The organism is Parashewanella tropica (genome assembly GCF_004358445.1).
In the GTDB taxonomy this organism is placed as follows: domain Bacteria; phylum Pseudomonadota; class Gammaproteobacteria; order Enterobacterales; family Shewanellaceae; genus Parashewanella; species Parashewanella tropica.
On sequence record NZ_CP037951.1, the window covers coordinates 3854531 to 3880976 of the forward strand.

At 42.6% G+C, this 26446-nt stretch carries 29 protein-coding genes; 15 read left to right on the top strand and 14 right to left on the bottom strand.

What is annotated here, in order from left to right; all coding sequences use genetic code 11:
- Window positions 1–8 precede the first annotated feature (8 nt).
- Genes E2H97_RS16975 through E2H97_RS16985 form a run of 3 tightly spaced genes read right to left on the bottom strand, consistent with a single transcriptional unit; the run spans window position 9 to window position 3015 of the window.
- A complete protein-coding gene (locus E2H97_RS16975; protein ID WP_133408235.1) occupies window positions 9–1109 on the bottom strand; it encodes an ABC transporter permease in 1101 nt (366 codons plus the stop codon).
- Entirely contained in the window at window positions 1106–2035 is a 930-nt protein-coding gene (locus tag E2H97_RS16980) for an ABC transporter ATP-binding protein (RefSeq protein ID WP_133408236.1), read from the bottom strand. Before E2H97_RS16980 ends, E2H97_RS16975 begins: the two co-directional genes overlap by 4 nt.
- Entirely contained in the window at window positions 2032–3015 is a 984-nt protein-coding gene (locus E2H97_RS16985; RefSeq protein WP_133408237.1) for an HlyD family secretion protein, read from the bottom strand. The genes E2H97_RS16980 and E2H97_RS16985 overlap by 4 nt, the downstream gene beginning before the upstream one ends.
- Before the next feature lie 408 nt (window positions 3016–3423).
- On the opposite strand from E2H97_RS16985, the gene E2H97_RS16990 reads away from it, so the two are divergent.
- On the top strand, window positions 3424–3915 hold the full coding sequence (locus E2H97_RS16990; RefSeq protein ID WP_133408238.1) for a hypothetical protein: 492 nt from the start codon (window positions 3424–3426) through the stop codon (window positions 3913–3915).
- A gap of 160 nt (window positions 3916–4075) precedes the next feature.
- Here E2H97_RS16990 and rlmF read toward each other — a convergent pair whose 3' ends face one another.
- The 7 genes from rlmF to E2H97_RS17025 all read right to left on the bottom strand — a co-directional run bounded on the left by rlmF (window position 4076) and on the right by E2H97_RS17025 (window position 9339).
- The gene (rlmF, locus tag E2H97_RS16995; RefSeq protein ID WP_133408239.1) at window positions 4076–5038 is read right to left on the bottom strand and encodes a 23S rRNA (adenine(1618)-N(6))-methyltransferase RlmF; all 963 of its coding nucleotides are present in this window, start codon (window positions 5036–5038) and stop codon (window positions 4076–4078) included.
- A 188-nt stretch (window positions 5039–5226) separates the two neighbouring features.
- Window positions 5227–5628 (bottom strand): type II toxin-antitoxin system tRNA(fMet)-specific endonuclease VapC, encoded by a 402-nt coding sequence (gene vapC, locus E2H97_RS17000; RefSeq protein WP_133408240.1) that lies wholly within the window; start codon window positions 5626–5628, stop codon window positions 5227–5229.
- Window positions 5628–5861 (bottom strand): type II toxin-antitoxin system VapB family antitoxin, encoded by a 234-nt coding sequence (gene vapB / locus E2H97_RS17005; protein WP_133408241.1) that lies wholly within the window; start codon window positions 5859–5861, stop codon window positions 5628–5630. The genes vapC and vapB overlap by 1 nt, the downstream gene beginning before the upstream one ends.
- 56 nt (window positions 5862–5917) lie before the next feature.
- Window positions 5918–7099: a BaiN/RdsA family NAD(P)/FAD-dependent oxidoreductase gene (locus E2H97_RS17010; RefSeq protein ID WP_133408242.1), complete on the bottom strand. Its 1182-nt coding sequence runs from the start codon at window positions 7097–7099 to the stop codon at window positions 5918–5920.
- An 83-nt stretch (window positions 7100–7182) separates the two neighbouring features.
- Window positions 7183–8196 (bottom strand): NAD(P)H-dependent glycerol-3-phosphate dehydrogenase, encoded by a 1014-nt coding sequence (gene gpsA / locus E2H97_RS17015; RefSeq protein ID WP_133408243.1) that lies wholly within the window; start codon window positions 8194–8196, stop codon window positions 7183–7185.
- 3 nt (window positions 8197–8199) lie between these two features.
- The gene (gene secB / locus E2H97_RS17020) at window positions 8200–8697 is read right to left on the bottom strand and encodes a protein-export chaperone SecB (RefSeq protein ID WP_121839947.1); all 498 of its coding nucleotides are present in this window, start codon (window positions 8695–8697) and stop codon (window positions 8200–8202) included.
- A gap of 207 nt (window positions 8698–8904) precedes the next feature.
- On the bottom strand, window positions 8905–9339 hold the full coding sequence (locus E2H97_RS17025) for a rhodanese-like domain-containing protein (RefSeq protein WP_133408244.1): 435 nt from the start codon (window positions 9337–9339) through the stop codon (window positions 8905–8907).
- A gap of 236 nt (window positions 9340–9575) precedes the next feature.
- Here E2H97_RS17025 and gpmM point away from each other — a divergent pair, with 236 nt between their 5' ends.
- From gpmM to E2H97_RS17045, 4 genes are all read left to right on the top strand, one after another.
- Entirely contained in the window at window positions 9576–11120 is a 1545-nt protein-coding gene (gene gpmM / locus E2H97_RS17030; RefSeq protein ID WP_133408245.1) for a 2,3-bisphosphoglycerate-independent phosphoglycerate mutase, read from the top strand.
- A gap of 111 nt (window positions 11121–11231) precedes the next feature.
- Window positions 11232–12344, top strand: coding sequence for a murein hydrolase activator EnvC family protein (locus E2H97_RS17035; protein ID WP_133408693.1), 1113 nt, complete (start codon window positions 11232–11234; stop codon window positions 12342–12344).
- 29 nt (window positions 12345–12373) lie between these two features.
- Window positions 12374–13558: a S41 family peptidase gene (locus E2H97_RS17040; RefSeq protein ID WP_133408246.1), complete on the top strand. Its 1185-nt coding sequence runs from the start codon at window positions 12374–12376 to the stop codon at window positions 13556–13558.
- Window positions 13559–13566: 8 nt separating this feature from the next.
- The gene (locus E2H97_RS17045) at window positions 13567–14337 is read left to right on the top strand and encodes a divergent polysaccharide deacetylase family protein (protein WP_133408247.1); all 771 of its coding nucleotides are present in this window, start codon (window positions 13567–13569) and stop codon (window positions 14335–14337) included.
- On the opposite strand, the gene E2H97_RS17050 is transcribed toward E2H97_RS17045, so the two are convergent.
- Window positions 14309–14560 (bottom strand): YkgJ family cysteine cluster protein, encoded by a 252-nt coding sequence (locus E2H97_RS17050; protein ID WP_133408248.1) that lies wholly within the window; start codon window positions 14558–14560, stop codon window positions 14309–14311. The two genes, E2H97_RS17045 and E2H97_RS17050, sit on opposite strands and share 29 nt — an antisense overlap.
- Window positions 14561–14746: 186 nt before the next feature.
- Here E2H97_RS17050 and E2H97_RS17055 point away from each other — a divergent pair, with 186 nt between their 5' ends.
- Window positions 14747–16657, top strand: coding sequence for a hypothetical protein (locus E2H97_RS17055; RefSeq protein ID WP_133408249.1), 1911 nt, complete (start codon window positions 14747–14749; stop codon window positions 16655–16657).
- Window positions 16658–17014: 357 nt separating this feature from the next.
- On the opposite strand, the gene nadS is transcribed toward E2H97_RS17055, so the two are convergent.
- Window positions 17015–17305 carry a NadS family protein gene (gene nadS, locus E2H97_RS17065; protein ID WP_218938224.1) on the bottom strand — a complete coding sequence of 97 codons (291 nt, stop codon included), beginning with the start codon at window positions 17303–17305 and terminating at the stop codon, window positions 17015–17017.
- A 139-nt stretch (window positions 17306–17444) separates the two neighbouring features.
- Here nadS and E2H97_RS17070 point away from each other — a divergent pair, with 139 nt between their 5' ends.
- Window positions 17445–17687 carry a type II toxin-antitoxin system Phd/YefM family antitoxin gene (locus tag E2H97_RS17070; RefSeq protein WP_133408250.1) on the top strand — a complete coding sequence of 81 codons (243 nt, stop codon included), beginning with the start codon at window positions 17445–17447 and terminating at the stop codon, window positions 17685–17687.
- A gap of 6 nt (window positions 17688–17693) precedes the next feature.
- Window positions 17694–17996 (top strand): type II toxin-antitoxin system RelE/ParE family toxin, encoded by a 303-nt coding sequence (locus E2H97_RS17075; protein WP_133408251.1) that lies wholly within the window; start codon window positions 17694–17696, stop codon window positions 17994–17996.
- A gap of 692 nt (window positions 17997–18688) precedes the next feature.
- Here the strand turns inward: E2H97_RS17075 and E2H97_RS17080 are convergent.
- Entirely contained in the window at window positions 18689–19066 is a 378-nt protein-coding gene (locus E2H97_RS17080; RefSeq protein ID WP_133408252.1) for a hypothetical protein, read from the bottom strand.
- Window positions 19067–19441: 375 nt separating this feature from the next.
- A complete protein-coding gene (locus E2H97_RS17085; protein WP_133408253.1) occupies window positions 19442–19927 on the bottom strand; it encodes a hypothetical protein in 486 nt (161 codons plus the stop codon).
- A 508-nt stretch (window positions 19928–20435) separates the two neighbouring features.
- Here E2H97_RS17085 and E2H97_RS17090 point away from each other — a divergent pair.
- From E2H97_RS17090 to E2H97_RS17120, 7 genes are all read left to right on the top strand, one after another.
- The gene (locus E2H97_RS17090) at window positions 20436–20768 is read left to right on the top strand and encodes a TrbC/VirB2 family protein (RefSeq protein ID WP_133408254.1); all 333 of its coding nucleotides are present in this window, start codon (window positions 20436–20438) and stop codon (window positions 20766–20768) included.
- Between the two features lie 12 nt (window positions 20769–20780).
- The gene (locus E2H97_RS17095; protein WP_133408255.1) at window positions 20781–21101 is read left to right on the top strand and encodes a VirB3 family type IV secretion system protein; all 321 of its coding nucleotides are present in this window, start codon (window positions 20781–20783) and stop codon (window positions 21099–21101) included.
- Window positions 21098–23590, top strand: a complete 2493-nt coding sequence (locus tag E2H97_RS17100; protein WP_133408256.1) for a VirB4 family type IV secretion/conjugal transfer ATPase — start codon at window positions 21098–21100, stop codon at window positions 23588–23590. The genes E2H97_RS17095 and E2H97_RS17100 overlap by 4 nt, the downstream gene beginning before the upstream one ends.
- Entirely contained in the window at window positions 23587–24222 is a 636-nt protein-coding gene (locus E2H97_RS17105) for a type IV secretion system protein (protein ID WP_133408257.1), read from the top strand. Before E2H97_RS17100 ends, E2H97_RS17105 begins: the two co-directional genes overlap by 4 nt.
- Window positions 24223–24268: 46 nt before the next feature.
- Window positions 24269–24547 (top strand): EexN family lipoprotein, encoded by a 279-nt coding sequence (locus tag E2H97_RS17110; protein WP_133408258.1) that lies wholly within the window; start codon window positions 24269–24271, stop codon window positions 24545–24547.
- Between the two features lie 5 nt (window positions 24548–24552).
- Entirely contained in the window at window positions 24553–25569 is a 1017-nt protein-coding gene (locus E2H97_RS17115) for a TrbL/VirB6 family protein (RefSeq protein WP_133408259.1), read from the top strand.
- A 141-nt stretch (window positions 25570–25710) separates the two neighbouring features.
- Window positions 25711–26445: a VirB8 family type IV secretion system protein gene (locus E2H97_RS17120; protein WP_133408260.1), complete on the top strand. Its 735-nt coding sequence runs from the start codon at window positions 25711–25713 to the stop codon at window positions 26443–26445.
- Window position 26446 lies beyond the last annotated feature (1 nt).

Below are 26446 nucleotides of genomic sequence, written 5' to 3' on the forward strand. Positions count from 1 at the left end.
TACAGTAATTAATCCAAAGACTTACTAAAGCGCTTCGCGGCTACGCAAATACCGATGACCGTAAAGCCTAGCATCCATAAAGTATCTGGCCACATATCGACCATATCGGCACCACGTAGGATCACACCGCGGATCATTCGCATAAAGTGGGTTGCGGGTAATACCTCCGCAATCCACTGTGCAACCACAGGCATGGCATCGTAAGAAAACACAAACCCTGATAATAAAATCGACGGCAGTAAAATAAATACCGTCATTTGCATCGCTTGCATTTGGGTTTTGGCAATGGTGGAAAGCAATAGCCCCAAAGTTAAACTGGCAGAAATAAAACACAGGGTGACTAATAAAATTTGCAATAACGAGCCATTAATGGGGACATTAAACAGCACATGACCCACACCTAAGATGATAGAGACTTGCATTAAGCCAATCACAATATAAGGAATGATCTTTGCCACCATTAACTCTAATGGATGGATAGGCGTAGTGATCAGCAACTCTAAATTCCCACGCTCACGCTCTCGAACAATGGCTGAGCTGGTGAACATGATCATCGTCATCGTAAGGATGATCCCTGAAATCCCCGGCACAATACTCACAGCACTTCGCTGAGCAGGATTATACAAAATGGCGACTTCAAAGGTCTTTGCTGGCGGCTCTTTGCGAATTGGAATATCAAAATCCGTGAGCGGCATGGTTTGTAAGCTTTTAATGGCACCACTGACCAAAGTATCGCTGCCATCCACCAGCCATTGCCCTAGTATTCGACCTTGTGCCGCACGTTGAGTCAGATCTTTAGGCAATACCAGCACCGCCTGCACTCGCCCTTGCTTTAGGGCTTCTTTTGCTTGTGTTACCGTTGGGTAAGCCGCTTCCAGCCTTGGTATTTGTGTTGCTTTAACCGATTCCACCAACAAGCGCCCAAATGCCGAACCACTTTGGTCGACAACACCGATAGGAATATGCCTTACCTGAGTATTAATGGCGTAACCATACAGCATTAATTGAAACAGAGGGATCAATACCGCCATGGTTAAGGTAATGCGGTCGCGCAGTAATTGCCGAAACTCTTTGATGATCATCGCAACAATGCGTTGCCGTGACTTCATGCGCGCCCCTCTCCAGTTACCGACACAAACACGTCTTCGAGACTCGGTCGAGCAATTTCAAGCTCGGCTTGCGATAACTCAGGAAACCGCGAAACCAACCATTCTATGGGATCATCGATACATTTATTGATCAGCACCCGGAGCCTAACCCCAAGTTGAGCTGCTGAATGAACGTCCTCTAAAGCCAACAACTGCGATTTTAAGCGGCGTAAATCAGGACAAAGAATTTCCACGACATTGACGCCCATTTGTTGCATCAATTGCTCTGGCTCACCATGAGCTCTGATCTCACCCGCCTCCATGATCGCCAGTTGATGGCAACGCTCGGCTTCATCCATATAATGAGTTGAGATCAAAATCGTGGTGCCTTTATCGCAAAGGTCGAACAATTGCTCCCAAAACTCTCGTCGGTTTTCAGGATCAACGGCTGACGTGGGTTCGTCTAAAAATAATAATTTAGGGTGATGAATGGTGGCTGCGGCTAACGATAAACGCTGCTTTTGTCCTCCACTCATGCCTTCTACTCGCTGATGTTGGATTGGCTGTAATTCATACGTTGCCAATTGTTGCTCAATGCGCTTTGCTAGCTGCGTAGGCTCTAGACCGTATATCCGCCCAATAAACGCTAAGTTTTCTTTTACCGTTAAGTCGTCGTAAAGGGAAAACTTTTGAGTCATATAGCCAATTTGTGTTTTTAACGCTTCCGCCTGCTCTGGCACCTGATAACCCAGAACTTGAATGTCGCCTTCGCTAGGCGCGAGTAAACCAGTTAATAAACGAATAGAAGTGGATTTTCCGCAACCATTTGGCCCCAAAAAACCATAAATTTGACCTTGTGGAATACTCAAATGTAACTGCTTAACCGCAGTAAAATGTCCAAACCGTTTACTGACGCCTTTTGCAATAATCGCAGGAGTGGGTGTCATTTTGTCTCCCTCTTGCCATCGTCAGCGGGTTGAACAATATGATTGAGATCGGCCTGGGCTGGCACTCCTGAAGGTAATGAGGCAGCATTAAGTGGTAAATTGATCTCGGCAAGATACATTAAATGAGAGCGTTCACTCTCTGTCAGAGCATAATAAGGAGAAAATGAAGGTTCAGTAGCAATGCGCCGAACCGTCCCCGTAAAGCCGTGTTTGACTCCATCGACATGCACAGTAACTTGAGCCCCAATGACCATTTGCACTCGATGTGAAGCGGGCACATACACTCGTGCGTAAGGCACACTATTGGCTTGAATAATGGCAACAATACCGCCTAAAGGTGGGCGCTCACCCAAATTATAAGGAAGGTTATCCAGTATGCCATTTCGAGTCGCAGTTATGGTTAGCTCTTTTAACCGCTGTTGTTGCAAAGAAGCTTGCGCCTTAGCCGCAGCTAACTCGGCTTTAGCTTGCTCGATATCCTCGATTCTGGCACCAGCAGTAAGCTTTAAAAAAGCTTCATTCGCTGAGTGTAAATTTGCCCTTGCCGTATCTCTGTCCGCTCTGGCTTTATCTAAGTCTGACTGACTCACCAGCTTTTGAGTAAACAAGTCACGAATTCGAATAAAGGTCTTTTCCGTTTGAGTATCTCTGGCTTGCGCTTGTTGCACTTTCGCACTGGCTACCGCAATGTCTTCAGGTCTTTCTCCGTTAGTTAACCTTAACAAGGCGGCATTCGCTTTTGCCACTTGTGCCTCGGCTTGAGCCAATAATGCCTGTTGGTTTTTGGTGTCTAATTGCACTAACACGTCCCCAATCTTTACAGGCTGGCCTTCATGCTTGGGTAATTGTCGAATGATTTCATTAGCCGTAGCGGCTAACGTCACACGATCACGCTCAATCGTTCCCAAAGCCTGCTCTGTAGTCGGCTGACAACCGCATATCCAAAGGGTTAACACAGCAACGAAAAAGTAACGTCTCATAACGAACTCCAACATACTCTTAGCTCAAGATCATGATTAATGAGCAAGCGTCATTGATAGGTTTCCCTACAGTCTAGTCAAGAACTTCAAAGAGTGATCAACAATGCTATTCAGGGCAATCTGGACTTAGATAATAAAAAATTAAAGGATAACGGGTGGTTGATGAAAAAACTTTCATTTATTTGAATGTTTTTTATGCAACGTCGGGTCTTTAAAGTAAGGTGGCTTACATAGGTAGGTCATCTCCTTGTCCTTCTACCTGATGCAAACTTTATTAAGTCAGGTGTGTTTGCAAGCCCTAGTGGCTTGCATTTTTTTAGCTGTTACTTTCGAGTTAAGCCTATGTTCAGCCATTTTTGATTAACATTATTCATCTGTTATTAATCTATTTGTAACTTAGGAAAACTCATGGGGTTTAGCCCTTTTTTTAGTTCAGCATTATTATCACAACGTGGCTTAAAATGGTTATATGGATGTGATGAAGAAGTTGAATTACCTGAAGCTTCTTCTTCAAGTTTTTTTTATAAATTTGCCTCAAATACCGCATCGAGTGCTTCAAGCTTAGCACTCACCACTGGCGTTTATACCTTAGTGATGGCTCCGACAATTGGCTTAGCGGCGGCGATGGCTGAGCACCATTCTGCATATCTAGGCATACCGGAAAGCAAGGCAAAACTCGGGACTCAAGCCGTTCTGACGTTATTATCAAATTATTCACTAAGTAACCAAGGTCTAGCCATTGGAAAAGCTTTACTTAGCACATTGGTTACTCACTCCACTCAAGAAAAGGTCAATAATCTTGCTCAATCTGTCGGCGAAGAAAAAGATTCAACCATAAACTTAGCCATCAATACTACTGCAAGTCCACTCCTAGGTTATCTATTAGGTTCATTGATATAAGTACCTGACCATAGGTTTCTTAAGATTTTCTTGTGCTCAGCTTCAGTACTCTACGGCGTTGCAATTTCGGTTATATAGCTACGGCTATGCGCCCTTCTTTGCGTCTTGTATTGCACTAAACCTGAACACAATAATTTTCAAAGAACTTATCGTCAGGTACTTAAGCTGATGGTTTCTTAAAACTCCAACACACCATACGACTTATCTTTTGACCTTGGCTCATATTAATCACTTTGTACTCAACCACTTGTGCTTTTTTCAATGCTTTTTTGATAACGGGTAAGTTTTCTTTCTTAGCAACCAGCGATGTAAACCAACGGCATTGCTCGGCGTAGTGGCGGCTTTCATTAATCATACGCCTGATAAACGCTGACTCGCCGCCATCACACCACAACTCATTATGTTGACCAGCAAAGTTGAGTGGGTTGTTGTCGGGTTTAAGTTGACTGCCCCTAACTTGCTTACTTTTATTCAGATTGGCTTGTTTACGCAAACTGCCCGCTTGCGCCTCTTCAGCACTTTTATGAAACGGTGGATTACACAGAGTAAAATCGTAAAACTCACCTTCTTTGATGATCCCATGAAAAATATGCTGAGATTTTGGCTGCCAACGACATTCAATCTGCTTTCCTAACCCATTGGCTTTGATCAGCATGTCAGAAGCTTTAATCGACGGCTTGTGAATATCACTACCGACAAACTGCCAGCCATAGACACTCTGCCCCAATAGTGGATAAATCAAATTTGCCCCACAGCCAATATCCAAACCTTTGATTGCTCTTTGCTTGAGCTTCTTCACTGGCAATTGATAAGTCTGCGCCAACAGATCCGCAATATAATGCAGCATATCCACGCGCCCAGGAATCGGAGGACACAAATAACCTTCCGCAAGCTCCCAAAATTGAATACCATAATCAGATATTAATAACGCTTTATTGAGTAATTTGACTGAGATTGGATCAGAGAAGTTTATCGACATCTCACCCCGAGGCGTGGTGATCAGTTTAGCTTTTAGCTCAGGGAAAACTGTCACCAACGCTTCAAAATCATACGACTTATTATGGCGATTTCTAGGGTGAAGCTTTCCTTTAGAAGACGATGAACTCGGAACGCTTGAAGGCATAAGACTTAGAATTTAATGCAATATGAAGAGTGATTTTATCACAACAACAGTGAAGTACTTTTATTTATGATGAGAAGAAGGCGCAAATTAAAGTGGCATAGCCTTTAATGCACCTGCTTCAGTTTTATAACTACGGCGGCGAGTGGTGTTATCAACTTTAAAAGTGACTGAGTACATAGAGTTACCAGTTATTTCACCCAGTTCTCAACACGTAAGCCATCAACTCGACTGAATTCACATTCATTATTTGTAACGACTATCAAACCTTCACTTCTGGCACTAGCTGCAATGTGTAGATCATTTATGCCTATGGTTTTACCCTGCTTTTCTAAATGAGCTCTGATATCACCATAATGCTCTGCCGCCTTCATACCGTAATCGAGCACCGATAATCGAGAAACAAAGTCTTGAACAAGTCTGCGATTCTCAACTGGCTTAGTACTTTTTTCAACACCATGCATCAGTTCAGCATAGGTGATGCTATTAATACACATAAGCCCAGCATTGGCATTAAAAGTATCAAGTACTTCAATCGGACGGCGCTTTATGACGTAGATAACAATGTTAGTATCGAGCAAATATCGAAACATTAAAATGACTCCCTGTCATCTTGGGCTTGATCGGCACGCTCTACCATAAAATCTTCACTTACCGTTTCTTCAGAAAGGAAAAAGCTGTCCCATGTTTTTTCCACTGGCGTTAAGATCCGTTCACTCCCGACAACACGAACATTGACCTTTTTAACATCGTCATCAAAACGAGCGTCTTTCGGCAAGCGTACTGCTTGAGTATTATTATTTTTAAATACGGTTCCACTAGACATAATTGCACCTAATTAAAAACTAGATACTCAAACTATATACTTGGTTCAAAAAACAATCAACAATCCATACCGCAAGCCACCCCTGACGCCCATGCCCATTGGAAATTGAACCCTCCGAGCCAGCCGCTGACATCCATGACTTCCCCGATAAAATACAGTCCTTCGACTTTTTTGCTTTCCATAGTTTTGGATGACAACTCATTAGTGTCAACACCACCAAGAGTGACTTCCGCCGTTCGATAGCCTTCAGTGCCGTTCATCAATAATTGCCATTGATGCAAGTCTTTGACGAGTTGATCTATTTCAGCATGAATAAGTTGATTTAGTGCTTTATCCAGCAAGACTTCGTCGAATAAGGTTTCCACTAAGCGCTTAGGTAACCACTGGCTAAGGGTGTTACGCAGACTTTGCTTGGGGTGCTTTTCTCGTTGTTGAAATAGTGCTTGTTCAGCATCCATATTGGGCAACAGGTTAATTTCGATGGTTTCACCCGGTTTCCAATAGCTGGAGATCTGTAGTACGGCTGGACCTGAAATACCACGATGCGTAAACAGTAAAGCTTCACTAAACTGCACGCCATTTTTAGCTGTGATGGTACTCGGTACTGCTATGCCGGATAACGGTTCGAATTTTTGTTTATCATCGCTATGCCAAGTGAAAGGCACTAAACCCGCACTGGTTGGCAATACTTTTAGCTCGAACTGCTCAGCAACTTTATAGCCAAAAGGTGTTGCACCCAGTTTGGGCATCGATAAACCACCTGTGGCAATCACAAGACTTTTACAGCTGAAATCACCATTACTGGTCGAAAGTTCAAAACCCGTGCCTTTTTTGATGACCGATAAAATTTCTGTACGAAGTTGTACTTTGACTCCAGCCCAATCGCATTCGGTCATCAAAATGTTAACGATGTCTTTGGCAGAATCGTCACAAAATAGCTGACCATGATCACGCTCGTGATAGTCGACTCCGTGGCGTTCCACCAGTTCAATAAAGGCACTGGAGGGATAACGAGCTAGGGCTGATTTTACAAAGTGTGGGTTTCCACACACATAGTTATTGGGCTCTACCTTTCGATTGGTGAAGTTGCAGCGACCGCCGCCACTGATAAGAATTTTTTTACCCGCTTGTTTGGCGTGATCTAGCACTAAGACATTACGACCTCGATACCCTGCGGTGGCTGCGCACATAAGTCCTGCGGCGCCGGCGCCAATAATGATCACATCGTAATGTTGCACTGAAAACCTCTACAATTAGTACAAATAAAAAGGGCGCTATTCTATACAAATAGCGCCCTTGACTCAAAATCAATCAGCAAAAGTTACGATATTGCTTCGGCTTTTCTATCACGCCCTAACAAATCTTTAGCTGCTTCTTTCGCCGCTTTGCCTTGATATAAGACTTGGTAGATCTGCTCGGTGATCGGCATTTCAACGCCTAAACGCTTAGCTAATGTAAACACTTCTTTAGTATTTCGATAGCCTTCAACCACTTGACCAATTTCAGTTTGTGCCGTTTCAAAGTCTTTACCTTGACCTAACGCCAAGCCAAAACGACGGTTACGAGATTGGTTATCGGTACAAGTCAGTACTAAGTCACCTAAACCTGCCATTCCCATAAAAGTAGCCGCTTGTGCACCAAGGGCTTCACCTAAACGGGTTAGCTCGACCAATCCACGCGTGATCAAGGCGGTTCGCGCGTTAGCACCAAAACCAATACCATCTGACATACCTGCGCCAATGGCAATCACGTTTTTCACCGCACCACCTAATTGCAGACCGATAAAGTCTGGGTTGGCGTACACGCGCAGTCGCGATGGACAATGAAGCAGTTCAACCAATTCATTGCTAAATTGCTCACAAGTACCAGCAACAGAAATAGCCGTCGGCATACCTGCAGCAAGTTCTTTAGCAAAGGTTGGACCTGAAACGACTGCCAGTGAGATATCATCACCTAAGATGTCACGAGCGACATCTTGCAGTAGTCGCCCCGTTTCTGGCTCTAAGCCTTTAGTCGCCCAAACAACGCGCGCATCATCGCGCAATAATGGCTTGGCTTGCTTCAGCACTAAACCAAATACATGACTGGGTACGACCACCAACACATTACGGCTAGCGGCTAATGCCGTCGCTAAATCCGCTTCGGGGATGAGGCTTTCTGGAAAGGGAATACCCGGCAAAAACTGCTCGTTACTGCGATCGTGTTGCAGCTTGGCAATGTGCTCAGGTTCGTGTCCCCACAGCAGTGTTTTATGACCACCACGGGCTAAAGAAATGGCAAGGGCGGTGCCATAAGAGCCCGCCCCTAATACCGTAATATCGGCTGTATTGTTCATGAATTATGCAGTAGCTTCTTCTGCTTTTTCTTCAACTTGCTCAGCGCCTTCTTCTTGCTGACGTTGTTGAACGTATTGAGCAAATAGTGCGTCGAAGTTAACTGGAGCTAGGTTAAGTTGTGGGAAAGTACCACGACCTACTAGGCTAGCAACGGTTTCACGAGCGTATGGGAAAAGAATGTTCGGGCAGTAAGCACCTAGTGAATGAGCAAGTTGTGGTTCAGTTAGACCTTCGATAGTGAAGATACCCGCTTGCTGTACTTCACATAGGAATGCTGTCTCTTCACCGATTTTTGCAGTAACGGTTAGAGATAGGATCACTTCGTATACGTCATCAGCCAATTTTTCGCTGCGAGTATCAAGATCTAGCTTAACTTCTGGGTTCCATTCTTTTTGGAAGATAGCTGGGCTGTTAGGCGTTTCGAAAGAAAGATCTTTAGTGTAAACGCGTTGGATGTTGAATTGTGGAGCTTGTTGTTCTTGAGTTGCTGCTTCAGCCATAATTTCCTACCTATGTAATTTGTCTCGACTGTGGAGGGGCTTTATTACCCCTTCTGGGTCTTATTTTTAATTCGATCTAATCAGTCGTACAACCTTAACAAATCGTTAAGGACCATGTTGACCGCTGGATCAGCTTGTCAGAGTTTTATGACACTTTAACGTGCACGTCAACCTTAGATTGACCATAAAACACTCTGTTAGACACGATTATCTTTTGCTTTTGGAAACCGGCATATTTGCCGTTGTCCATTCGCCCATACCACCTTTGAGGTTATGCACGTTTTCAAATCCTTGTGCTACCAACAACTGAGCCGCTTGCGAAGATGTCATGCCAGCATTGCATACTAGAATAATGGGGCTGCTTTTATGCTTTTCAAGACTCGTGGCTTGATTATTTTTAATTTGCGCTAACGGGACATTCATCGCGTTAACAATGTGACCTTTTTTAAACTCATCTTTTGAGCGAACATCAACCACTTTTGCATTTTCACGATTGATAAGTTGAGTAAGCTCTTGAGGGGTCACGTTTTTGTATTTTAGCGTTGAAGCTTTAACTGTGGTGACGATGACACCAATAAACAGACCCACCCAGGCTAAAGAAAGGATAGGGTTAGCTTGAAAAAACTGAATGTATTCTTGCATGTGTTCTCTTCACTGACTTAAATTTAACGTCGAACCAAAGATTATAACTGTTTCGGTTCACAAATTGCGATCATTCGCACTCATTTTTAGATGTTAACTTTTTCTCATGTCTCAGTTCGAGTACACTCTCAGTTACTTTTCCTATTTTCACGGCTTTATACCCATGCTACCCGTTGTCATCGCAAGTAGGTGTCATGGGTATAAACCTGTTTTTAAATTTAGTAAAGGTACAATTAATGACTACTGCTAAGCGCCCATTGGCACTGCTGATTTTAGATGGTTGGGGTAACCGAGAAGATACCCACATGAACGCCATTTATCATGCTAAAACCCCTGTTTTAGATAAATTATACGCCCACTACCCAAACAGCTTGATCTCTGGTTCTGGTGACGACGTTGGCTTACCTCATGGTCAAATGGGGAACTCAGAAGTCGGTCACATTAACCTAGGCTCTGGTCGTATTGTTTATCAAGAATTAACCCGTATTAGTAAATCTATTGCTGATGGCGATTTCAATAAAAACGTTGCCATGTGTAATGCGATTGACAAGGCTATTGCCGCTGACGGCGCTGTACACATCATGGGATTGCTATCTGCTGGCGGTGTTCACAGCCATGAAGAGCATATTGAAGCGGCTTGTAAAATGGCAGTAAGACGTGGTGCAACGAAAGTCTATTTACACGCTTTCCTTGATGGTCGTGACACGCCACCTCGTAGTGCAAAGCAAAGCTTGGTGCATTTTGATGCTTTATTTGAGCGTCTAGGGCATGGTCGTATTGCCTCAATAGTGGGGCGTTACTATGCGATGGATCGTGACAACCGTTGGGATCGCGTTGAAAATGCATACGACCTATTAACCCAAGGTCAAGCAGTGCACCAATATGATAATGCTCAAGCAGCTCTCGAAGCAGCTTATGAGCGTGACGAAAACGATGAGTTTGTTGCGGCTTCGGCCATTATTGATGGCGAAGGCAACGTAGCAACAATGCAGGACAACGATGCACTGATCTTTATGAACTTCCGTGCTGACCGTGCTCGTCAAATAACTCGCAGCTTTGTAAACGCGGATTTTGATGGCTTTACCCGCAAAGCCACGCCAAAGCTTAATTTTGTGATGCTAACTGAATACGCGGCCGATATTAAAGTTCCAGTGGCTTTCCCAAAAACAGATCTTGTGAACACCTTAGGTGAAGTACTGCAAAACCGTGGTAAAACTCAGCTTCGTATTTCTGAAACTGAAAAATACGCTCACGTCACTTTCTTCTTCAATGGCGGTAAAGAACAGCCATTTGAAGGTGAAGATCGCATTTTGATTGAATCACCAAAAGTCGCGACGTACGACTTACAACCAGAAATGAGCTCAACAGAACTCACTGACAAACTGGTCGGCGCGATTGAGTCTGATAAGTATGACGTGATCGTATGTAACTACCCGAATGGTGACATGGTGGGTCATACGGGTAACTTCGATGCCGCCGTTCAGGCGTGTGAAGCGGTAGATGCTTGTATTGGTCGTGTTGTTGAAGCGCTAGAAAAAGTTGGTGGTGAAGCGTTAATCACCGCCGATCACGGTAACGCTGAGCAAATGGTGGACGAACAGTCTGGTCAAGCCCACACTGCTCACACCAGTGAACTTGTGCCACTGATTTATGTTGGTCGTGACGGTGAAATCAAAGAAGGCGGTCGCCTAAGTGATTTAGCCCCCACTATGCTGTCATTAATGGGTGAAAGCATCCCTGAAGAAATGTCAGGGCAGCCACTGATCACCCTTGCACAATAACCTTGGGTCGATACAATGAAATGCCGCACTAAGCGGCATTTTTTTCATCTACTCAATTTGCCAAATTAAAAGGAAGCATCTGTGCGCGATTGTGTTCGTCCATTTTCAGTCATGTTTATGATGATCTTTGGTTTAGGATTATCGGTTTCCGTATCGGCTACAACCATTAAAGAGCGCCAATCTCAGCTTAAATCATTACAAACACAAATCGATCGCCAACATTTGCAAGTCAGCGATACCCAAAAACAGCACCAGCAACTATTACAATTACTGAGAAGTGACGAACAAGCCATTGCTAAAGTCGCAACGGAGATCAACCAAAGTCAGCAACAACAAAGCCAGCTTAACGCTAGCCTTGCTGAGTTATCTAACAGACAATCACAATTACAACACCAACAGCAAACACAGCAGCAAACTCTAGCTAAACAGCTTAAAAGTGCTTATCTCAGTGGTAATCATGATTACACTAAGATGTTACTGAGCCAGCAAGATCCTGCAACGGTAGAGCGACTACTGACTTATTATCAATATTTAAATAAAGCCAGAGTCAAAGCCATTGCAGAGCTAAAAACGACGCTGTCAGAGCTAAAGCAAACCCAAAACCAAATCACCGAGCAAAAACAGCAATTAGTCACTGTTACCGAACAACAACGGCAACAAGCCCAGCAACTTGAAAAAGAAAGTGAGCAACGCCAACGCACATTGGTACAGCTACAAAAAGTGTTGAATAATCGCGGAGCTCGTTTAGAACAATTACAAATTGAAGAAGCCAGCCTCAAACAAGCCATCGAACAAGCGATTAAAGAATCTAAGCAACAAACGGCTCTAATTGGACTGCGAGCCCAGCGTGGGAAATTACACTGGCCTACCGTCGGGCGATTAACTCACACATTTGGTAGCCAGCGAGGCGGACAGTTACGCTGGAGGGGAGTATTGCTCAGTGCCCCTGAAGGCCAAAGTGTGAAAGCCATTGCACCAGGAAAAGTCATTTTTGCCGACTGGTTGAAAGGCTTTGGTATGGTGATCGTTGTAGATCATGGCAAAGGCTATATGAGCCTATACGGTCATGCTCAAGCGCTATTAAAATCCTCTGGAGATCGTGTCAAACAAGACGAAACATTAGCCTTAGTGGGTCGCTCAGGTGGACAAGCCGAACCTGGTCTATACTTCGAAATACGTCATAAGGGGAAAGCCATTAATCCGTCGCTTTACTGCAAACGATAATCGCCGCCTCCTGGATCAATGGAGGCTGTATGATCAAGTATGCTCGACGGGTTGTTTTGTTTTTTTGTGGTGCGCTATTTGGGATTAGTGTAAGCATTGCAGGACGCGAAGTTCCCCCTTCTTATTATGGATTTCCACTACTCGCTGATGTTATTGATAGCATTGAGCGTTTTTATGTTACTCCCCTCACCCGTGAAGAGCTGATTGAAGCCGCCATTCAAGGTATTTTTCATAAACTCGATGGTTATTCAGAGTTTTTAGACGAAGAAGATATTGCCAAGCAGGAAGAAAATAACCAAGGTCAGTATAAAGGTTTCGGCTTTGAAGTGAATGGAACCCAAAAAGGTCTTGAAGTGATCAATGTTTTTACCGGATCTCCCGCTCAAAAAGCTGGCATTGATTTGGGTGACACCATTACCCACTTGAGCAAGCAAGTGATCACGACCGACAATCAAGAAAGCATCCTCAAACAAATCAAACAAGCCGCCAAAGAAAACAAGGCCATTGATGTTAATGTCACTGATAGCCAAGGAAAAAGGTGGCAGTTGAATATTATGCCCAAGGTGATTCAAGTTGCAGCCATTGAATCTCAGTTATTAGGCAATAACCTCGGTTACATTCGAATAAATGGCTTTCAAAATGACACCTTCGACTCTATCAAAACGCAACTCACTACATGGAAACAGCAGCAACTCAATGGGTTGATCATTGATTTAAGGCGTAATCCTGGTGGTCTGTTTGAGCAAGCGGTAAAAGTGGCAGATCTGTTTATCAGTAAAGGGACTATCGTATCCACCAAAGGCCGATTCAAACAGGCCAACAGTAATTACAATGCCACCGATATCAATTTATTAAAAGACGTGCCTATGCTGGTATTAATTGATAAAAATTCGGCTTCTGCCGCTGAGGTGTTGGCTGCCGCTTTACAGCAAAATCAACGCGCTATTTTAATGGGAGAACGCAGTTATGGTAAGGGCAGTATTCAAGGCATGATCCCGACAATTTTTCAAAATAGTCGAGTAAAACTGACGATAGCCCATTACCTTACCCCTAAAGGCGATAACATTCATCAATCGGGGATCACACCAGATATAAATCTGCCGAGTATGAGTGGCAATCAAAGTGATAAAGCACCTATAATCAATGACACACAAATGCATACTGATGATAATGCTTTAAAATCGGCTATCTCATGGTTTAAAACGGGTACATAACAAAACCTATGACACTAACACGACTTGCGCTACTGCTTCTTTTTTTCGTTTCTTCACATCTGCATGCAGCGCAAGTTGCCATCATTATTGATGATGTTGGTTACCGTCAATCGGATAAACAAGTCCTGCAATTACCACCACAAATCACACTCTCTTTCTTGCCTTTTACACCGCTCAGCCATGAGCTATCCAAACAAGCCTATCAACAAGGCCATGAGATCATGCTGCACTTACCCATGCAAGCCCTAAACGGTAAAGCCATGGGGATCGGTGGTATCAACAGTGATATGAACCAAAGAGCCATCAACAACATTCTCGATAAAGCGATAAAAGACATACCCTATGCCAAAGGGGTAAATAACCATATGGGCAGTTTTGTCACTCAGCTAGAGCAGCCGATGAAATGGCTGATGGCAGAATTAAAACAACGCAATATGTTTTTTGTCGACAGCATTACCACCCGTTACACCAAAGCCAGAAGCGAAGCAGACAAAGCGCATGTGCCTAATTTGAGACGTACGGTATTTTTAGATAATGATACTTCACCTCAAGGGCTCGAACATCAATTTCAACACATCATCAAATTGAGCAAAACCCATGATCACTTTATTGTAATTGCTCACCCTCACCTAGAAACGATCGAGTACTTAAAAGAAAACTTGGGCCGATTAAAACACTACAATGTTCAAGTCATTCCGGTGACGCAGCTGCTCGCTGCACGATATAAAAATACAGAAGGGAATATTACCGCTAGCTCGTCTGCGCCTCTAACGAAGTAATTAACCACAAGGCTTCTTCATTGGTTTCGCCACACACATCAACCGTTGCAGAAAACTGATGACACACCGCAGGGCGCTGGGGCTGACCAAAGAGTTGACACAGGTTTTCGTCAGAAAGCTGCACACATCGAACGCCCGCTTTTTTACCTTGGGGCATACCCGGGATCGGGCTGGTAATGGATGGTGCGATGCAACAAGCACCACACCCTAAGCGGCAATTCATAGTAAATTCTCAACCATCAAACAAAGCCGTATTTTAGCATGATGACTTCCCTTGGAGAATTTATCGCCATATAATTTCGTTCATCATGATGGAAGTCACATAAAATCATCTGGTTATATCACATAACCATTTGAACAAATCATAAGAATTGAATAGATAAGACGTGGTTAATTAGGGAGAATAACAATGGCGTTTGATTATGGGTCGATAGACCTTGGACTACGAAATCCATTTAAAAAAGAAGGTGCAGCCACTACAGTTAGAGGCGTGATCATTGCCATTTTAGGGATATATCTTCTGTTTGATGCTGCCGCCACAGTGAAAACACAAGCGATTGGCGGTTGGCTATTGGTTGGCTTTGGGCTGCTATTGTTAGGTGGTGGCATCGCATCAGCGTCCAGTGGTATCCTCGCCATGCTACGTTATTTTGTTGGCCGAAATCATCCAACGTCTCTGGCCTATAATCACAGTCGCTCTGAATCCAGTACCGCCCAAAATGAACGATCTTATGTGGCTTATACCAAGCAAAAACTGATTGAAATGCTGGTTGGCCGTAAAAACTCCACTTTTGTAGAGCCTATTGGCATCCTTGCCCGCTTTGTCCACAGTATTTTCCCAAGGCTTACTTACATGCCCTACCCCATCCGCAATATGGCACAACGCCTGTTTGGTGCATGGGTAAAAACCGCTGTGGCTCTTATCGCTTTTGCGTTTGTCGCTTTTGTTTCGCTTGCAGGATTTGCGGGTGAGTTAGGAGAATTTGCGTTTCCTTTCTATACCGCACTCCTTACTCTTTACTTATTAAACGTATGGCGTAGCGCAGGTAATACCATTAACCGCAGCGCCGACAGAACCATTCCAAGCATGGGAAATATGGAATTAGTTCGTGTGATTGCAGGCGCCATTCTACTGCCTGTTATTGTCGGGTTAGGCCTGCAATATTCCCTTTCAATGACGAATACCAGCATTAGTGAACTACAACAAATAAGCGCAAACTTTCCTACTTTCCATTCAACGCTGCTCTTACTCGGGTTATTGCTCGGTGCCACCATCGCCAGTGCTATTGCCTTCATTATGCTGAAAAAGCGTTTGAACTATTCCGATCCTAAAGTAGAAGTTTCTGAGCTCCGTGAAAATTGGCAAGAATCCATTCATCCGAATGAAATTTTTATTAATCTCGACAACTTAGTAATGGCTAATCGTCGTTATAAAGAAGTACCCAATCGAGTTTATCAAGAACTGGAGCCCAAGCTAAATCAGCAGGTCGAAGGCAAAGGCAACTTTTTCGGGGAGATGATCCAAGAAATCCAGCCTAAAGTTAAGGCTATGGATTTGGGTAGCGTATTTGACAAAGCACGCATCATCAGTTTGATTTCTGGTAATGTATTATTCGTAGTAAGCGCGATCCTCACAATGATCTTGGCTTACCAAGTTGTAGACTTAGCGACACTGGCTCGTACTATTGGCTTTGATAACATCAATGGCAATTTAGCGGCTCCGCAACTTCAAGCACTTGCGGATTCTGCATCAACCATAGTACACATCTTTTTAAGCGGGCTGTTACTCCGCGCACTGGCTCGAATTCAAGCGAATACAGCTCACCTCTTTTATTCTGAGATCTTGTTCGAAAGTGACTTGATTTATCTGAAAGTTGAAGGCACGTTTACCGAGTCAAAAATCTCAACGGGAAATAGTATTCACGACTCAACACGCTCTGAAAATGTTCTCGTGCGTTCAAGCATTACTCCGTGGGTGATTGTTTGTCGTATCGTTTCCAGCACTTTTGCCGCAACCGGAATGCAAAACCTAGAACACCCAAGACTGATTTTAGAAATGCACAAAAATGAGCAAGAGCTTGCTGGCATTCGCAGTGATATCATTTCATTCCTAAAAGACAGAGAATCCATTGCTTCCATCACATCAAACCGTGACTTGCAAAACGCTTCACAAATACATGAGATAAACCAACAATCTCGCGCCATCCCGATGCAAGGGCAAAGTCAGCTCACTAAAACGGATGATGAAGCCGCAGGGTTTATTAGGCATGAAGACGAAAAACAGCAAGATGAAAAAGACGATACTAAGTTAGAGGTTTAATTCTTGAATAACCATTTCTACCAAGTAGAGGATTCAGTGGTAGAAATGGTGATTTGATATGGTATCGAACTGGGAAAAGAAAAAATGGTCGGAATGAGAGGATTCGAACCTCCGACCCCTGACACCCCATCACTCGCTCACTGTCATACCTATCTTACTGTATATAAACAAAAAACCTTGGTTTGACTCGCAAGGTAATTTAGGGATTTGGGGTAATTTGAGTCCTTTTAGATACAATGAGTTAAATAGGTATCTCGCGCATTCTTGGGTATTTCGAGCCTGCTCACTGACATTTCTGACAGTGCCATAAAGCATAAGAATACTTATTCAAAAACAGGTTTCAAATTCGGCGTTAATCTATGAGAGTGTAAGCTTGGTGTATAGCTCAGGTTCATTCTCAATAAGGTGCAGCACTTTACTGGCCAATCCCGTTGGATTCCTTCTGCCTTTTTCCCAGCTTTTAACAGTATCAATACTGACATTCATTGTTAACGCCAAGTCCTTTTGACTGACGTTCAGTTTTGATCGAATAGCTTTCACATCAGCAACTTCATATTTAGTTACCCTAGCAGCCTTCTGTCTGCCTTGCGCTATTTCTAACGCCTGATTCATTGATGTTTCTAACTCCTTAAAAATGCTATCACTCATCGATACACCTCTTTAATTTTTTCGGCGAGTTTCTTCATTGTTTGCTTCTCATCATCAATAAAATCGTACGATTTAATTAATTTGATTGTTTTGTGTGTAGCGCTATAATCATACTGAATTTTCAAATTGGATAATAAACATGCACACATTAACAGCCAATGATGCTAAGCGTAATTTTGGTGAATTACTGCTAAGCGCACAGCGTGAACCTATAAAGATCAGCAAAAACAGTAAAGATACCGTTGTTGTTATGTCTATTAAAGACTACGAAGAGCTTGAAACGATGAAAGCTGAATATCTTAAACACTGCTTTGAATCGGCTAAAGAAGATTTAGCTAAAGGCAATATTGTTGACGGTAAAAGCTTCCTAAATGCGTTATAACATCAAATGAAAGATCAAAAATTTAAACTGAGTAAGTTAGCTCAGATGCACTTACAAAAAATAAAAAACTATACCATTGAACACTTCTCTGAACCTCAATGGCACAGTTATAAAGAAATGCTTTTATCAGGCTTTCAGATGCTCGCAGACAACCCCGATCTTGGTATCAATTGTGACGAGATATATTCCGGCGGCTTTCGATTTCCTATCGGTAAACACATGGCATACTTCACCAAAGAAGATGGTTTTATTTTAGTAGCTGCCGTATTAGGACAATCGCAGCTGCCTCAAAAGCATCTGAAAAAATAATGATTCACTTCACCTCATAGTAGGCACAAAATACACACACCTTCGGAAAACGGTAATCTTGGTTACGCTCAGCTATTCAGTTATGTAATCAATTGATGTTAAAAGATAAACATCATTATTTTAAACGTAACCCTTTGCGGTGATTTAAGGTTATTCGATTACTTTTCCTTTGCACTCTTCGGTCATTTGGTTCCAATTGATGAAAACCAAATTAGAAAAATGACCGTGAAAAAGTGCGCGAGATTTTTTTGTGTCAGCGTTCAAGCTCGTAAGACACTGTTTTAAAATAGTTAATTGAATTGATGCGCGAGATTTGCACGAGATTTCAGAAAATATGTCAGCGGGGCTAAGAAAACTAACTCACTGTAAAGTTTAAGAAAAATGGTCGGAATGAGAGGATTCGAACCTCCGACCCCTGACACCCCATCACTCGCTCACTGTCATACCTATCTTACTGTATATAAACAAAAAACCTTGGTTTAACCCGCGAGGTAAATCAGGGATTTTGAGTAATTTGAGTCCTTTTAGATACAATGAGTTAAATGGATATCTCGCGCACTTTTGAGTATTTCGAGCCTGCTCACTGACATTTCTGACAGTGTCGTAGAGCATAAGAATACTTATTCAAAATCTGTTATCAAATCCAGCCTTAATCAATAAAAGTATAAGCCTTGTACATAGCAAGTTTATCCTTATCCCCCACGACCTCTAACATATTCACCTAGTGCCTTAGATGAGGGTTCAGTTATATCAAGTAAGTCCACAGCACCCAAAAGCTTTTGAGCAGCTGATATTGGCGGTTTGTGGGCACACAGCATCGACTTAATCTTTCTGTAAGTTACATAATCAATTAAATGAATATAGATGATAAGGGAAACAATAAAAGCCAGCAGGTACATCGAAAGAAAATAAATATACAACTCCACTTTGTCGGCGCTAACAAGTTGGTCTAGTAAAGAGCAAACACCCAAACCAACTGATGAGAAAAAAGCCAAGCCTAAGTAATCATTTTTTTCTAGATTTACAATTTTATTCGCTAGTTCAATACACTGCACATTCATATGGTTCAAGTTGACACCTTAAATTGAAAGCCAACAGAACCAAACGACATCTACACAATGTAAAAGACTATAGATTCATGTTGATAGTTTATGTTTATCTAAAAAGAGGCTATTGCTCTTAACTTAGCTCACCATACCGAATTCAGTGTCTTGAGAAATAGAGTCAACAAGCTCGTTCATTTACCTAGAATTTAAGAACTTTTCTTTAACTAATTTCTAGCTGAACATATGTAAAGAACCCAAATTTCTCAATTACCATTTTGCTAAGTGAGTCGCTTTTGTCTGCCCTGCTTCGTAATTCGTTTATGCCTCAGGTTTTGCACTAAACCTGAGACTAGTGAGTAATATGAGTTATTCAACACTAATACGAAAGCCGTCATGGATTTATCGTATGAACCACTTTAAATCGATATGCTCTATATCAGCCCCAGATAAATAATAGTCTAAAGAGAAATTAGAAATTAATTTCAAAAATTCAACTGGGTCAATAACTCTTTCAATTTCATCTTTTTTCATGAGTTCTGACTCTGGGAGTCTTGAGAAAACAAAACTAAAGGTTCTATCTATATTATAAATTATCTCAGTGATGTTCATCTCTCGCATGAACAGCCGATCATTAGACATAGCATTATCTAATGCAGCGAACAGATCCTTTTGATTAATGTTACTTTTAATATCAACAGCAATTTTTATGGGCTTATTTGCATCGAAAAAAAACTTGAGCTTAGCAGTTTCACTTTCACATAAATACTCAGTGGCGTGCAGTAAAGGCAACGCTATAATATTTTCCAAATAATCTTCATTTTTTAGTTTTGAATTACAAGCAAAATAAGTGCTTAAAATCTTTTTCTTAAGTGATTCTGATAGCATCGTTCTTACTCCAAGTAATATTAAGATATCAAGCTGTTATTGATTATACGGATGCAAACGACAGTATTTGTCGATATCAAATTTTTTTATGGAACAAGACTTCTTATTGTGAACGTTCCGTAAAGCCATACTTCATTTGACTGTTCGTAGTGACTAAATCTCGGAGCCGTTTCGGAAAAAGGTAACCTCAGTTATCAAGTTCACTATTCTTTCTGTTACTTGCTGTTATTCCAACAATTTTGAAGAAAATGGAAATGGTTACATTTCTGACAAATTTTTGCTGAAAAATTACCTTTTTAGCTTTTTTTCAACTCAACAAGTTTGATATGTCATTTTGTTATGTTGCATTAGGTTGCATTTCGAAGTGTTTATTCTTTAAAGCATTTACAGCCTTGCCTTGCCATGTAATCTTTCTAGCACGCCATTTTTATCTCGATGCTTCAAGGATATGAGGTGTCTTTCATAAACAACTCTAGCCCTAAATTTGGGCATATGTTTGGAGTAGATAATGAAAGTAAATTCACTCAATATCGCTGCCACAAATTCGATTCAATCAAGCAGATCTCGGGCGCTGGTCGCCCATCTTTTTCTGATTTGCTTTTTACTACTGGTTCCTGAACTTGCCTTTGCCGATCCTATCTCTGAAGGTGTGGATTGGGTGATGCAATTACTTACCAATGGCATTGCTCGCAGTGCCGCCATTATTGGGATTGCCATTTTAGGTTATTTGGCATGGTTTGGGCGCATTACTGGTGAGACTTGCGGTAAGTATATTGCGGGGATTGTGCTGGTCTTTGGTGGCTCAACCATTGTTGATCTGATCATTTCTGCTGTTAAATAGAGGATAGTCATTATGTCCTCTACTGATTTTCGTGATCCCTTGTTCGTGGCTGTCACTCGTCCTGCGATGAAATGGGGCGTGACCTTGGATGGCATTATCATTGCGGCAGCTGTTATAACTGTCCTGATGATAGCCACTAAAAATCCCTTCGTTTTATTGCTGTACTTTCCTTTACATGCACTCATGTATTCGTTGTGTTTACGTGATCCTGCGATGTTTCGTTTGCTCAAACTCTGGATGAGTACCAAAGCTAAATCTGTTTGTAGGCGATGCTTGGGTTACGCTAGTGCCTGTCCTATTGTTAATACCCGCAATAAGGAGAGAATGCTATGAGTGCTGTTGCCATAGAGAAACTCAAAGAGCAGTGGCAACGAGAAAACTCCGTTGATGAATTTATTCCTTACCAAGCACACGTAGACGAACACACCATCAAAACTCATAGCGGCGATTATTTGCAGATCATCAAGCTGCAAGGTGTAGCACATGAGTCGGCTGAACCTGAGCAAGTGAACTTATGGAAAGAGCAGTTCAATTTGATGCTGCGAAATATCGCCAGCCCTCATGTGTGTTTATGGACGCATCTTATTCGTCGTGAATCCAAGATTGTTCCAAAAGGCGAGTTTCATTCTGAGTTTGATAAGCAGTTAAATCAGAAATATATTGATAAAATTTGCCAAAGCCAGTTAATGGTCAATGAGCTTTACCTAACCGTTATCTATCGTGATACCAATGTACCGCTTAAATCAAAGCTAAAGATAAAATCTCCCACTGTAGAACAGTTACTTGCCGAGCAAAAACAAGCCATATCAGCATTAAATGACGTTGTTAGTACGGTTTTATCATCATTGGAAAGTTATCAGCCTAAACGGTTAGGTATCTACACCAAAGATGTTATCGACAAAGAAAAAGTGAAAGGGAAAGTATTCTACAGCGACTTACTAACGCTTTTAGATTATCTGACCAATGGCGAGTGGCAACCCAGAGCCATTACCACTGCTGATATTTCAAAGTCATTGCCCAGAGCAAGACCATTATTTTCTGATAACACCTTTGCCCTGAAAGGCATTACGCAAACCCGTTTGGGCGCGTGTTTAAGCATTAAGGAGTACCCTGAACACACCGAAGCGGGTTTGCTTAATGCACTTTTATCGGCACCGTTTGAGTTTGTGCTAACTCAAAGTTTTCAGTTTCTATCAAAGCCTGTGGCTACTGAGATTTTATTGCGCCAACAAAAAAGGCTGACCGCCACAGGGGATTTTGCTCATTCCCAAGTGGATGCCATTGATATTGGATTAGATGATTTAACCGCTGGACGCATGGTTTATGGCGAACATCATTTGGTGTTAACCGTATTGACGGACACGACAGAAACCCTTGATAAGCATCTTTCAGCACTAAAATCCGAGCTCGCCGACCAAGCCATAATTCTCACTAGAGATGATTTGTCGATTCAATCAGCGTTCTACTCACAGCTGCCAGCCAACAGTCGCTATCGTCCTCGCCCAGCCCGAATATCTTCTCGTAACTTTGCTGGTTTTTGCAGTTTTCATAATTATCCCTCTGGACAAGTTTGCGGCAATCAATGGGGCGATGCAGTAACGGTATTGCAAACGGCGTCTGGTGCGCCATACTACTTCAACTTTCATGAACCCCACTCTCATCCACAAGAGCTGCGGTTAAACCAAGTCCTAGTTCATGAAAGTCGTGAAGCTAAGGAAGACTTGCTCAGGGATGAGTATCACGCTTTAGGTAATACCTTAATCATCGGTGCTTCTGGCTCTGGTAAAACGGTACTACAAGGCTTTTTGATTTCCCAAAGTAAGAAATATGTGCCAACACAAATCATCTTCGATAAAGACCGTGGTTTAGAGATCTATGTTCGTGCTACTCAAGGGTTATATCTACCACTGCAAATGGGTAAGCCCACTGGTTTTAATCCCTTTCAGCTTGAACCCACAGCCGACAATATACTGTTTATCACCGCTTTGATTACCAAGCTTTGCGGTGGCGAGTTACCTCACCAACATCAACAAGACTTGGCTGATGCCGTAAAAGGCGTAATGAGTTTACCTAAGCCGCAACGCCGTTTAAGTCGCTGTTTGGAATTTCTTGACCCAGTAGACCCAAATGGTTGTAGCTCAAGACTACAAAAGTGGTGTCGTGGCGGTGAACTATCCTGGGTTTTGGATAACGAAATTGATGAACTATCTATCACTAATCAAACTTTGTTTGGCTTTGATGTCACAGAGTTTTTAGATATTGAAGAAATCCGTACGCCTATTGTGATGTATCTGTTTTATCGCATCGAAAAACTGATTGATGGTCGAAAGCTGCAAATTTTTATGGATGAGTTTTGGAAGCTATTAGCTGACGAATACTTTGAAGATTTGGCTCAAAACAAACAGAAAGTCATTCGTAAACAAAACGGCATTATGGTGTATGGCACTCAATCGGTCAGGGATGTCCTTAATTCACCCATAGCTCATACCCTGATTGAGCAATGTGCCACTCTAATTTTAATGCCCAACTCCAAAACTCGACGTGATGATTATATGGATGGTTTACATCTTACAGAACGTGAATTTGAGCTTATTAGCACTGAGCTGCAACCCAACTCTCGACAATTCATCATCAAGCAAGGCCATGAAAGTGTTGTCGCTAAATTAGACTTGAACGGTTTTGATGATGAACTGGCGGTGATCTCTGGCACCACAGACAAAGTGAACCTGATGTACCAGATAGTGGAAACCGCTGGCAGTGATCCTAAAGACTGGCTCCCTGAATACTTCAATGCCTTGCATGAGCAACGAGGTGAAGCATGAAACGCCTTTCTTTAATGATAGCGCTACTGATGACACTATCACTGCCATTACCCAGCTTGGCTTTTCCAGTGATAGATATTGCTAACTTACATCAAAAAATCATTGAAATACGTCATTTATTGGAAGAAATCGACACGCTCAAACAACAGCTTGATACTGCGAAACGCCAGCTCAGTAGCATCAACGGTATCACTGGAATGAGTGATGCCATTGATTCTGTTTACGATGTGGCGGTCAAAGTCGATCCCAATCTCACACTCAAACAACAAGGGCTACACAATAGCGAATGGCTCAAGCTTGGTGGTGACAGCGCAAGTTTGTTTGATGACATCAATCGTTATCGTGGACGTTGGTTAGGGCAAACCCAATTATCTTTGCAAGAAACTCAAGTGAGATATGACCAACTGACAAGGCTCATCAATAAGATCACTCAAGCGCCAAAACAAAAAGACATTCAAGACTTACAAGCCCGAATTCAGGCGGAAAACGCCATGCTTGCCAACGAACAAGCCAAATTGCAGCTAATAAAAGCTCAAGCACAAGCCAGTGATGCATTAGCGCAGCAACGTATTACTCAAATGGCGATAGAATCCGCTGGCGAATTACACCCGATTAATGTGAATTGGAACTAGCCACCAAGGACGGCAGAACCCATTAAATCTCCAATGAGGACTCTGCATGAAACTTATCAATATCTTAGTTATTTCAAGCCTGTTTTGTGTGATGACAGGCTGCTCAAAAATGAGTAGTCGCCATAGCCAACAAAGCCAAGCTCATGATGTGGCTTGGTTTAAACAGCATCAGAAAATCTTGATGCAAACCTTAACCCAATGCAGCAACAATCCTGCGAAGTATCGCAATCATCCTGAATGTATCAATGTTCAACAAGCGGCAAATGACATTGTGACTGGCGATCCTGTGCCGCTACCTGCTGATATGGCTCATCCCAAAGAGTAATCAAAATGGCGGCTACCAGTAATCTGTATCGAAGTATTTTTAGCTTAGTAGATCAAGCCTTGCACAACTACGTGCAACAAGGCTCTGCAAGGCTGATCCAATACCTGATCCCCGTATTTACCAGCATGATGATTTTATGGGTAGTGATTTGGGGCTATTCAATGATGTTTGGTCGCAGTCAGGAGCCATTACAGGAGGGATTTTTTCGCATCATTCGGATTGGTTTCATTTTGACTTTGGGATTAACCGTTGGCCATTACAACCACACCGTGGTGCGCTTTTTAAGTGAAACACCACAGTTTTTAGCGGCAGTTGTGTCTGGCACCAAAACCCAAAATGCAGCGCAGCTATTAGATCACCTATTCGGCCAAATCCTCATCCTTGCCGATAATGCATGGCGACAAGGTGGCGTCATGAACGGCAACTTCGGCATGTACATTTTGGCGATGGGGATATTAACCATTGGTGGCTGCCTGACTTTGTTGGTAGCCTTCTTTATTTTACTCAGCAAAGTCATGGTCAGTGTGCTGTTGGCTATCGGTCCGGCCTTCTTTGTTCTACTTCTATTTCAAGCCACTCAACGCTTTTTTGAAAGCTGGCTAGGCATGGTACTCAACTTCGGTTTTATCTTGCTGCTGGGTGTGTCGTCAGGACAACTGATGACCACAGTGGCGTCTAAATATCTCGCACAAATTTCTCACAACCATGCGGCATTAACCACGTTAAGCGACAGCTCCATGCTGTGCATAGTAATGGGGTTGTGCATTTTAGTGATGAAGCAAATACCCGCAATGGCCTCAGCTCTTGGTGGCGGTGTGGCGATTGCCGCGCACGGGGCGATTTCAAACAGTCTTCATGCTATGCGCCCTACGACATTACGCCATCAATACCGAACGCTAAGACGAGATTTGAACTACACAGGTCAAGCGCTATCGGCACCAATAAAGCCTGTAGGTTCAGGCTATCGTGCTTATCAACAACGCTTTGGTGGTAACAGCATTTCAGGAGAAAGCGACCAATGAAAAAATGCCTATCAATATGCTTCATCCTATTGCTCACTCACTGCTCAAGCATGCCCAAACCACCGCACTGTAAAGACGATGGCAAAGGACTAAAACCTGTGAACACTCTGCCTATTGTTATCAAGCCTATTGAGGTACGTCATGGCTGAACTTGAGCAGCAATTGACCGATAAGCAGTTACTTCAAAAATACTTTGTCGAAGCCAGAGGTTGGGATGCTGAGCTGAATGTCAAAATCAAACAATCTGAGCAACGAGCTTGGAAATGCTGTTTGTTACTCGCTTTACTTGCCTCACTTTTGGCTATCAGCCTTATTACTTTAATGCCACTGAAGTCCATAGAGCCTTTTGTGATTCGAGTGGATAACAACACAGGCTTTGTGGATGTGGTTTCAACCTTAGCCGGCAAAGGACAAGTCAAACAACAAGCTCAAGAGGTATTAGATAAATATTTCTTAGCACAATACCTACGCCTTCGAGAAGGCTACCAGTGGCAAACTCGCAGTTATGACCGAAAGCTTATCGGCCTAATGTCCGATGAAAACGTCCAACAAGATTACAGCTTACAAACCAATCCTAAATCCAATCACAATGCACCAATCAATTTGTATGGTCAATCTGCACAAGTGTTGATCAAAGTAAATGCCATCAGTTTTATTGGACACGACAAAAATAATGGTGAGAAAACCACTACGGCGTTAGTGCGTTATACCAAGCAAGTTAAACAAATCGGTGAAAACCATTCGCGAACCCATTGGGTCGCCACCATCACCTTCACTTATCGCAATGCACCAATGTTGGTTGCTGACAGACAGTTAAATCCTCTTGGTTTTCAAGTGCTGAGCTATCGCAATGATCAAGCCACAGGAGGGGATTAAT

Bases quoted from the DNA above. Each gene is read 5' to 3' on its own strand.
- E2H97_RS16975 (WP_133408235.1), bottom strand. From the start codon at position 1,109: ATGAAGTCACGGCAACGCATTGTTGCGATGATCATCAAAGAGTTTCGG.
- E2H97_RS16980 (WP_133408236.1), bottom strand. From the start codon at position 2,035: ATGACACCCACTCCTGCGATTATTGCAAAAGGCGTCAGTAAACGGTTT.
- E2H97_RS16985 (WP_133408237.1), bottom strand. From the start codon at position 3,015: ATGAGACGTTACTTTTTCGTTGCTGTGTTAACCCTTTGGATATGCGGT.
- E2H97_RS16990 (WP_133408238.1), top strand. From the start codon at position 3,424: ATGGGGTTTAGCCCTTTTTTTAGTTCAGCATTATTATCACAACGTGGC.
- rlmF (WP_133408239.1), bottom strand. From the start codon at position 5,038: ATGCCTTCAAGCGTTCCGAGTTCATCGTCTTCTAAAGGAAAGCTTCAC.
- vapC (WP_133408240.1), bottom strand. From the start codon at position 5,628: ATGTTTCGATATTTGCTCGATACTAACATTGTTATCTACGTCATAAAG.
- vapB (WP_133408241.1), bottom strand. From the start codon at position 5,861: ATGTCTAGTGGAACCGTATTTAAAAATAATAATACTCAAGCAGTACGC.
- gpsA (WP_133408243.1), bottom strand. From the start codon at position 8,196: ATGAACAATACAGCCGATATTACGGTATTAGGGGCGGGCTCTTATGGC.
- secB (WP_121839947.1), bottom strand. From the start codon at position 8,697: ATGGCTGAAGCAGCAACTCAAGAACAACAAGCTCCACAATTCAACATC.
- E2H97_RS17025 (WP_133408244.1), bottom strand. From the start codon at position 9,339: ATGCAAGAATACATTCAGTTTTTTCAAGCTAACCCTATCCTTTCTTTA.
- gpmM (WP_133408245.1), top strand. From the start codon at position 9,576: ATGACTACTGCTAAGCGCCCATTGGCACTGCTGATTTTAGATGGTTGG.
- E2H97_RS17035 (WP_133408693.1), top strand. From the start codon at position 11,232: ATGTTTATGATGATCTTTGGTTTAGGATTATCGGTTTCCGTATCGGCT.
- E2H97_RS17040 (WP_133408246.1), top strand. From the start codon at position 12,374: ATGATCAAGTATGCTCGACGGGTTGTTTTGTTTTTTTGTGGTGCGCTA.
- E2H97_RS17045 (WP_133408247.1), top strand. From the start codon at position 13,567: ATGACACTAACACGACTTGCGCTACTGCTTCTTTTTTTCGTTTCTTCA.
- E2H97_RS17050 (WP_133408248.1), bottom strand. From the start codon at position 14,560: ATGAATTGCCGCTTAGGGTGTGGTGCTTGTTGCATCGCACCATCCATT.
- E2H97_RS17055 (WP_133408249.1), top strand. From the start codon at position 14,747: ATGGCGTTTGATTATGGGTCGATAGACCTTGGACTACGAAATCCATTT.
- nadS (WP_218938224.1), bottom strand. From the start codon at position 17,305: ATGAGTGATAGCATTTTTAAGGAGTTAGAAACATCAATGAATCAGGCG.
- E2H97_RS17070 (WP_133408250.1), top strand. From the start codon at position 17,445: ATGCACACATTAACAGCCAATGATGCTAAGCGTAATTTTGGTGAATTA.
- E2H97_RS17075 (WP_133408251.1), top strand. From the start codon at position 17,694: ATGAAAGATCAAAAATTTAAACTGAGTAAGTTAGCTCAGATGCACTTA.
- E2H97_RS17085 (WP_133408253.1), bottom strand. From the start codon at position 19,927: ATGCTATCAGAATCACTTAAGAAAAAGATTTTAAGCACTTATTTTGCT.
- E2H97_RS17090 (WP_133408254.1), top strand. From the start codon at position 20,436: ATGAAAGTAAATTCACTCAATATCGCTGCCACAAATTCGATTCAATCA.
- E2H97_RS17095 (WP_133408255.1), top strand. From the start codon at position 20,781: ATGTCCTCTACTGATTTTCGTGATCCCTTGTTCGTGGCTGTCACTCGT.
- E2H97_RS17100 (WP_133408256.1), top strand. From the start codon at position 21,098: ATGAGTGCTGTTGCCATAGAGAAACTCAAAGAGCAGTGGCAACGAGAA.
- E2H97_RS17105 (WP_133408257.1), top strand. From the start codon at position 23,587: ATGAAACGCCTTTCTTTAATGATAGCGCTACTGATGACACTATCACTG.
- E2H97_RS17110 (WP_133408258.1), top strand. From the start codon at position 24,269: ATGAAACTTATCAATATCTTAGTTATTTCAAGCCTGTTTTGTGTGATG.
- E2H97_RS17115 (WP_133408259.1), top strand. From the start codon at position 24,553: ATGGCGGCTACCAGTAATCTGTATCGAAGTATTTTTAGCTTAGTAGAT.
- E2H97_RS17120 (WP_133408260.1), top strand. From the start codon at position 25,711: ATGGCTGAACTTGAGCAGCAATTGACCGATAAGCAGTTACTTCAAAAA.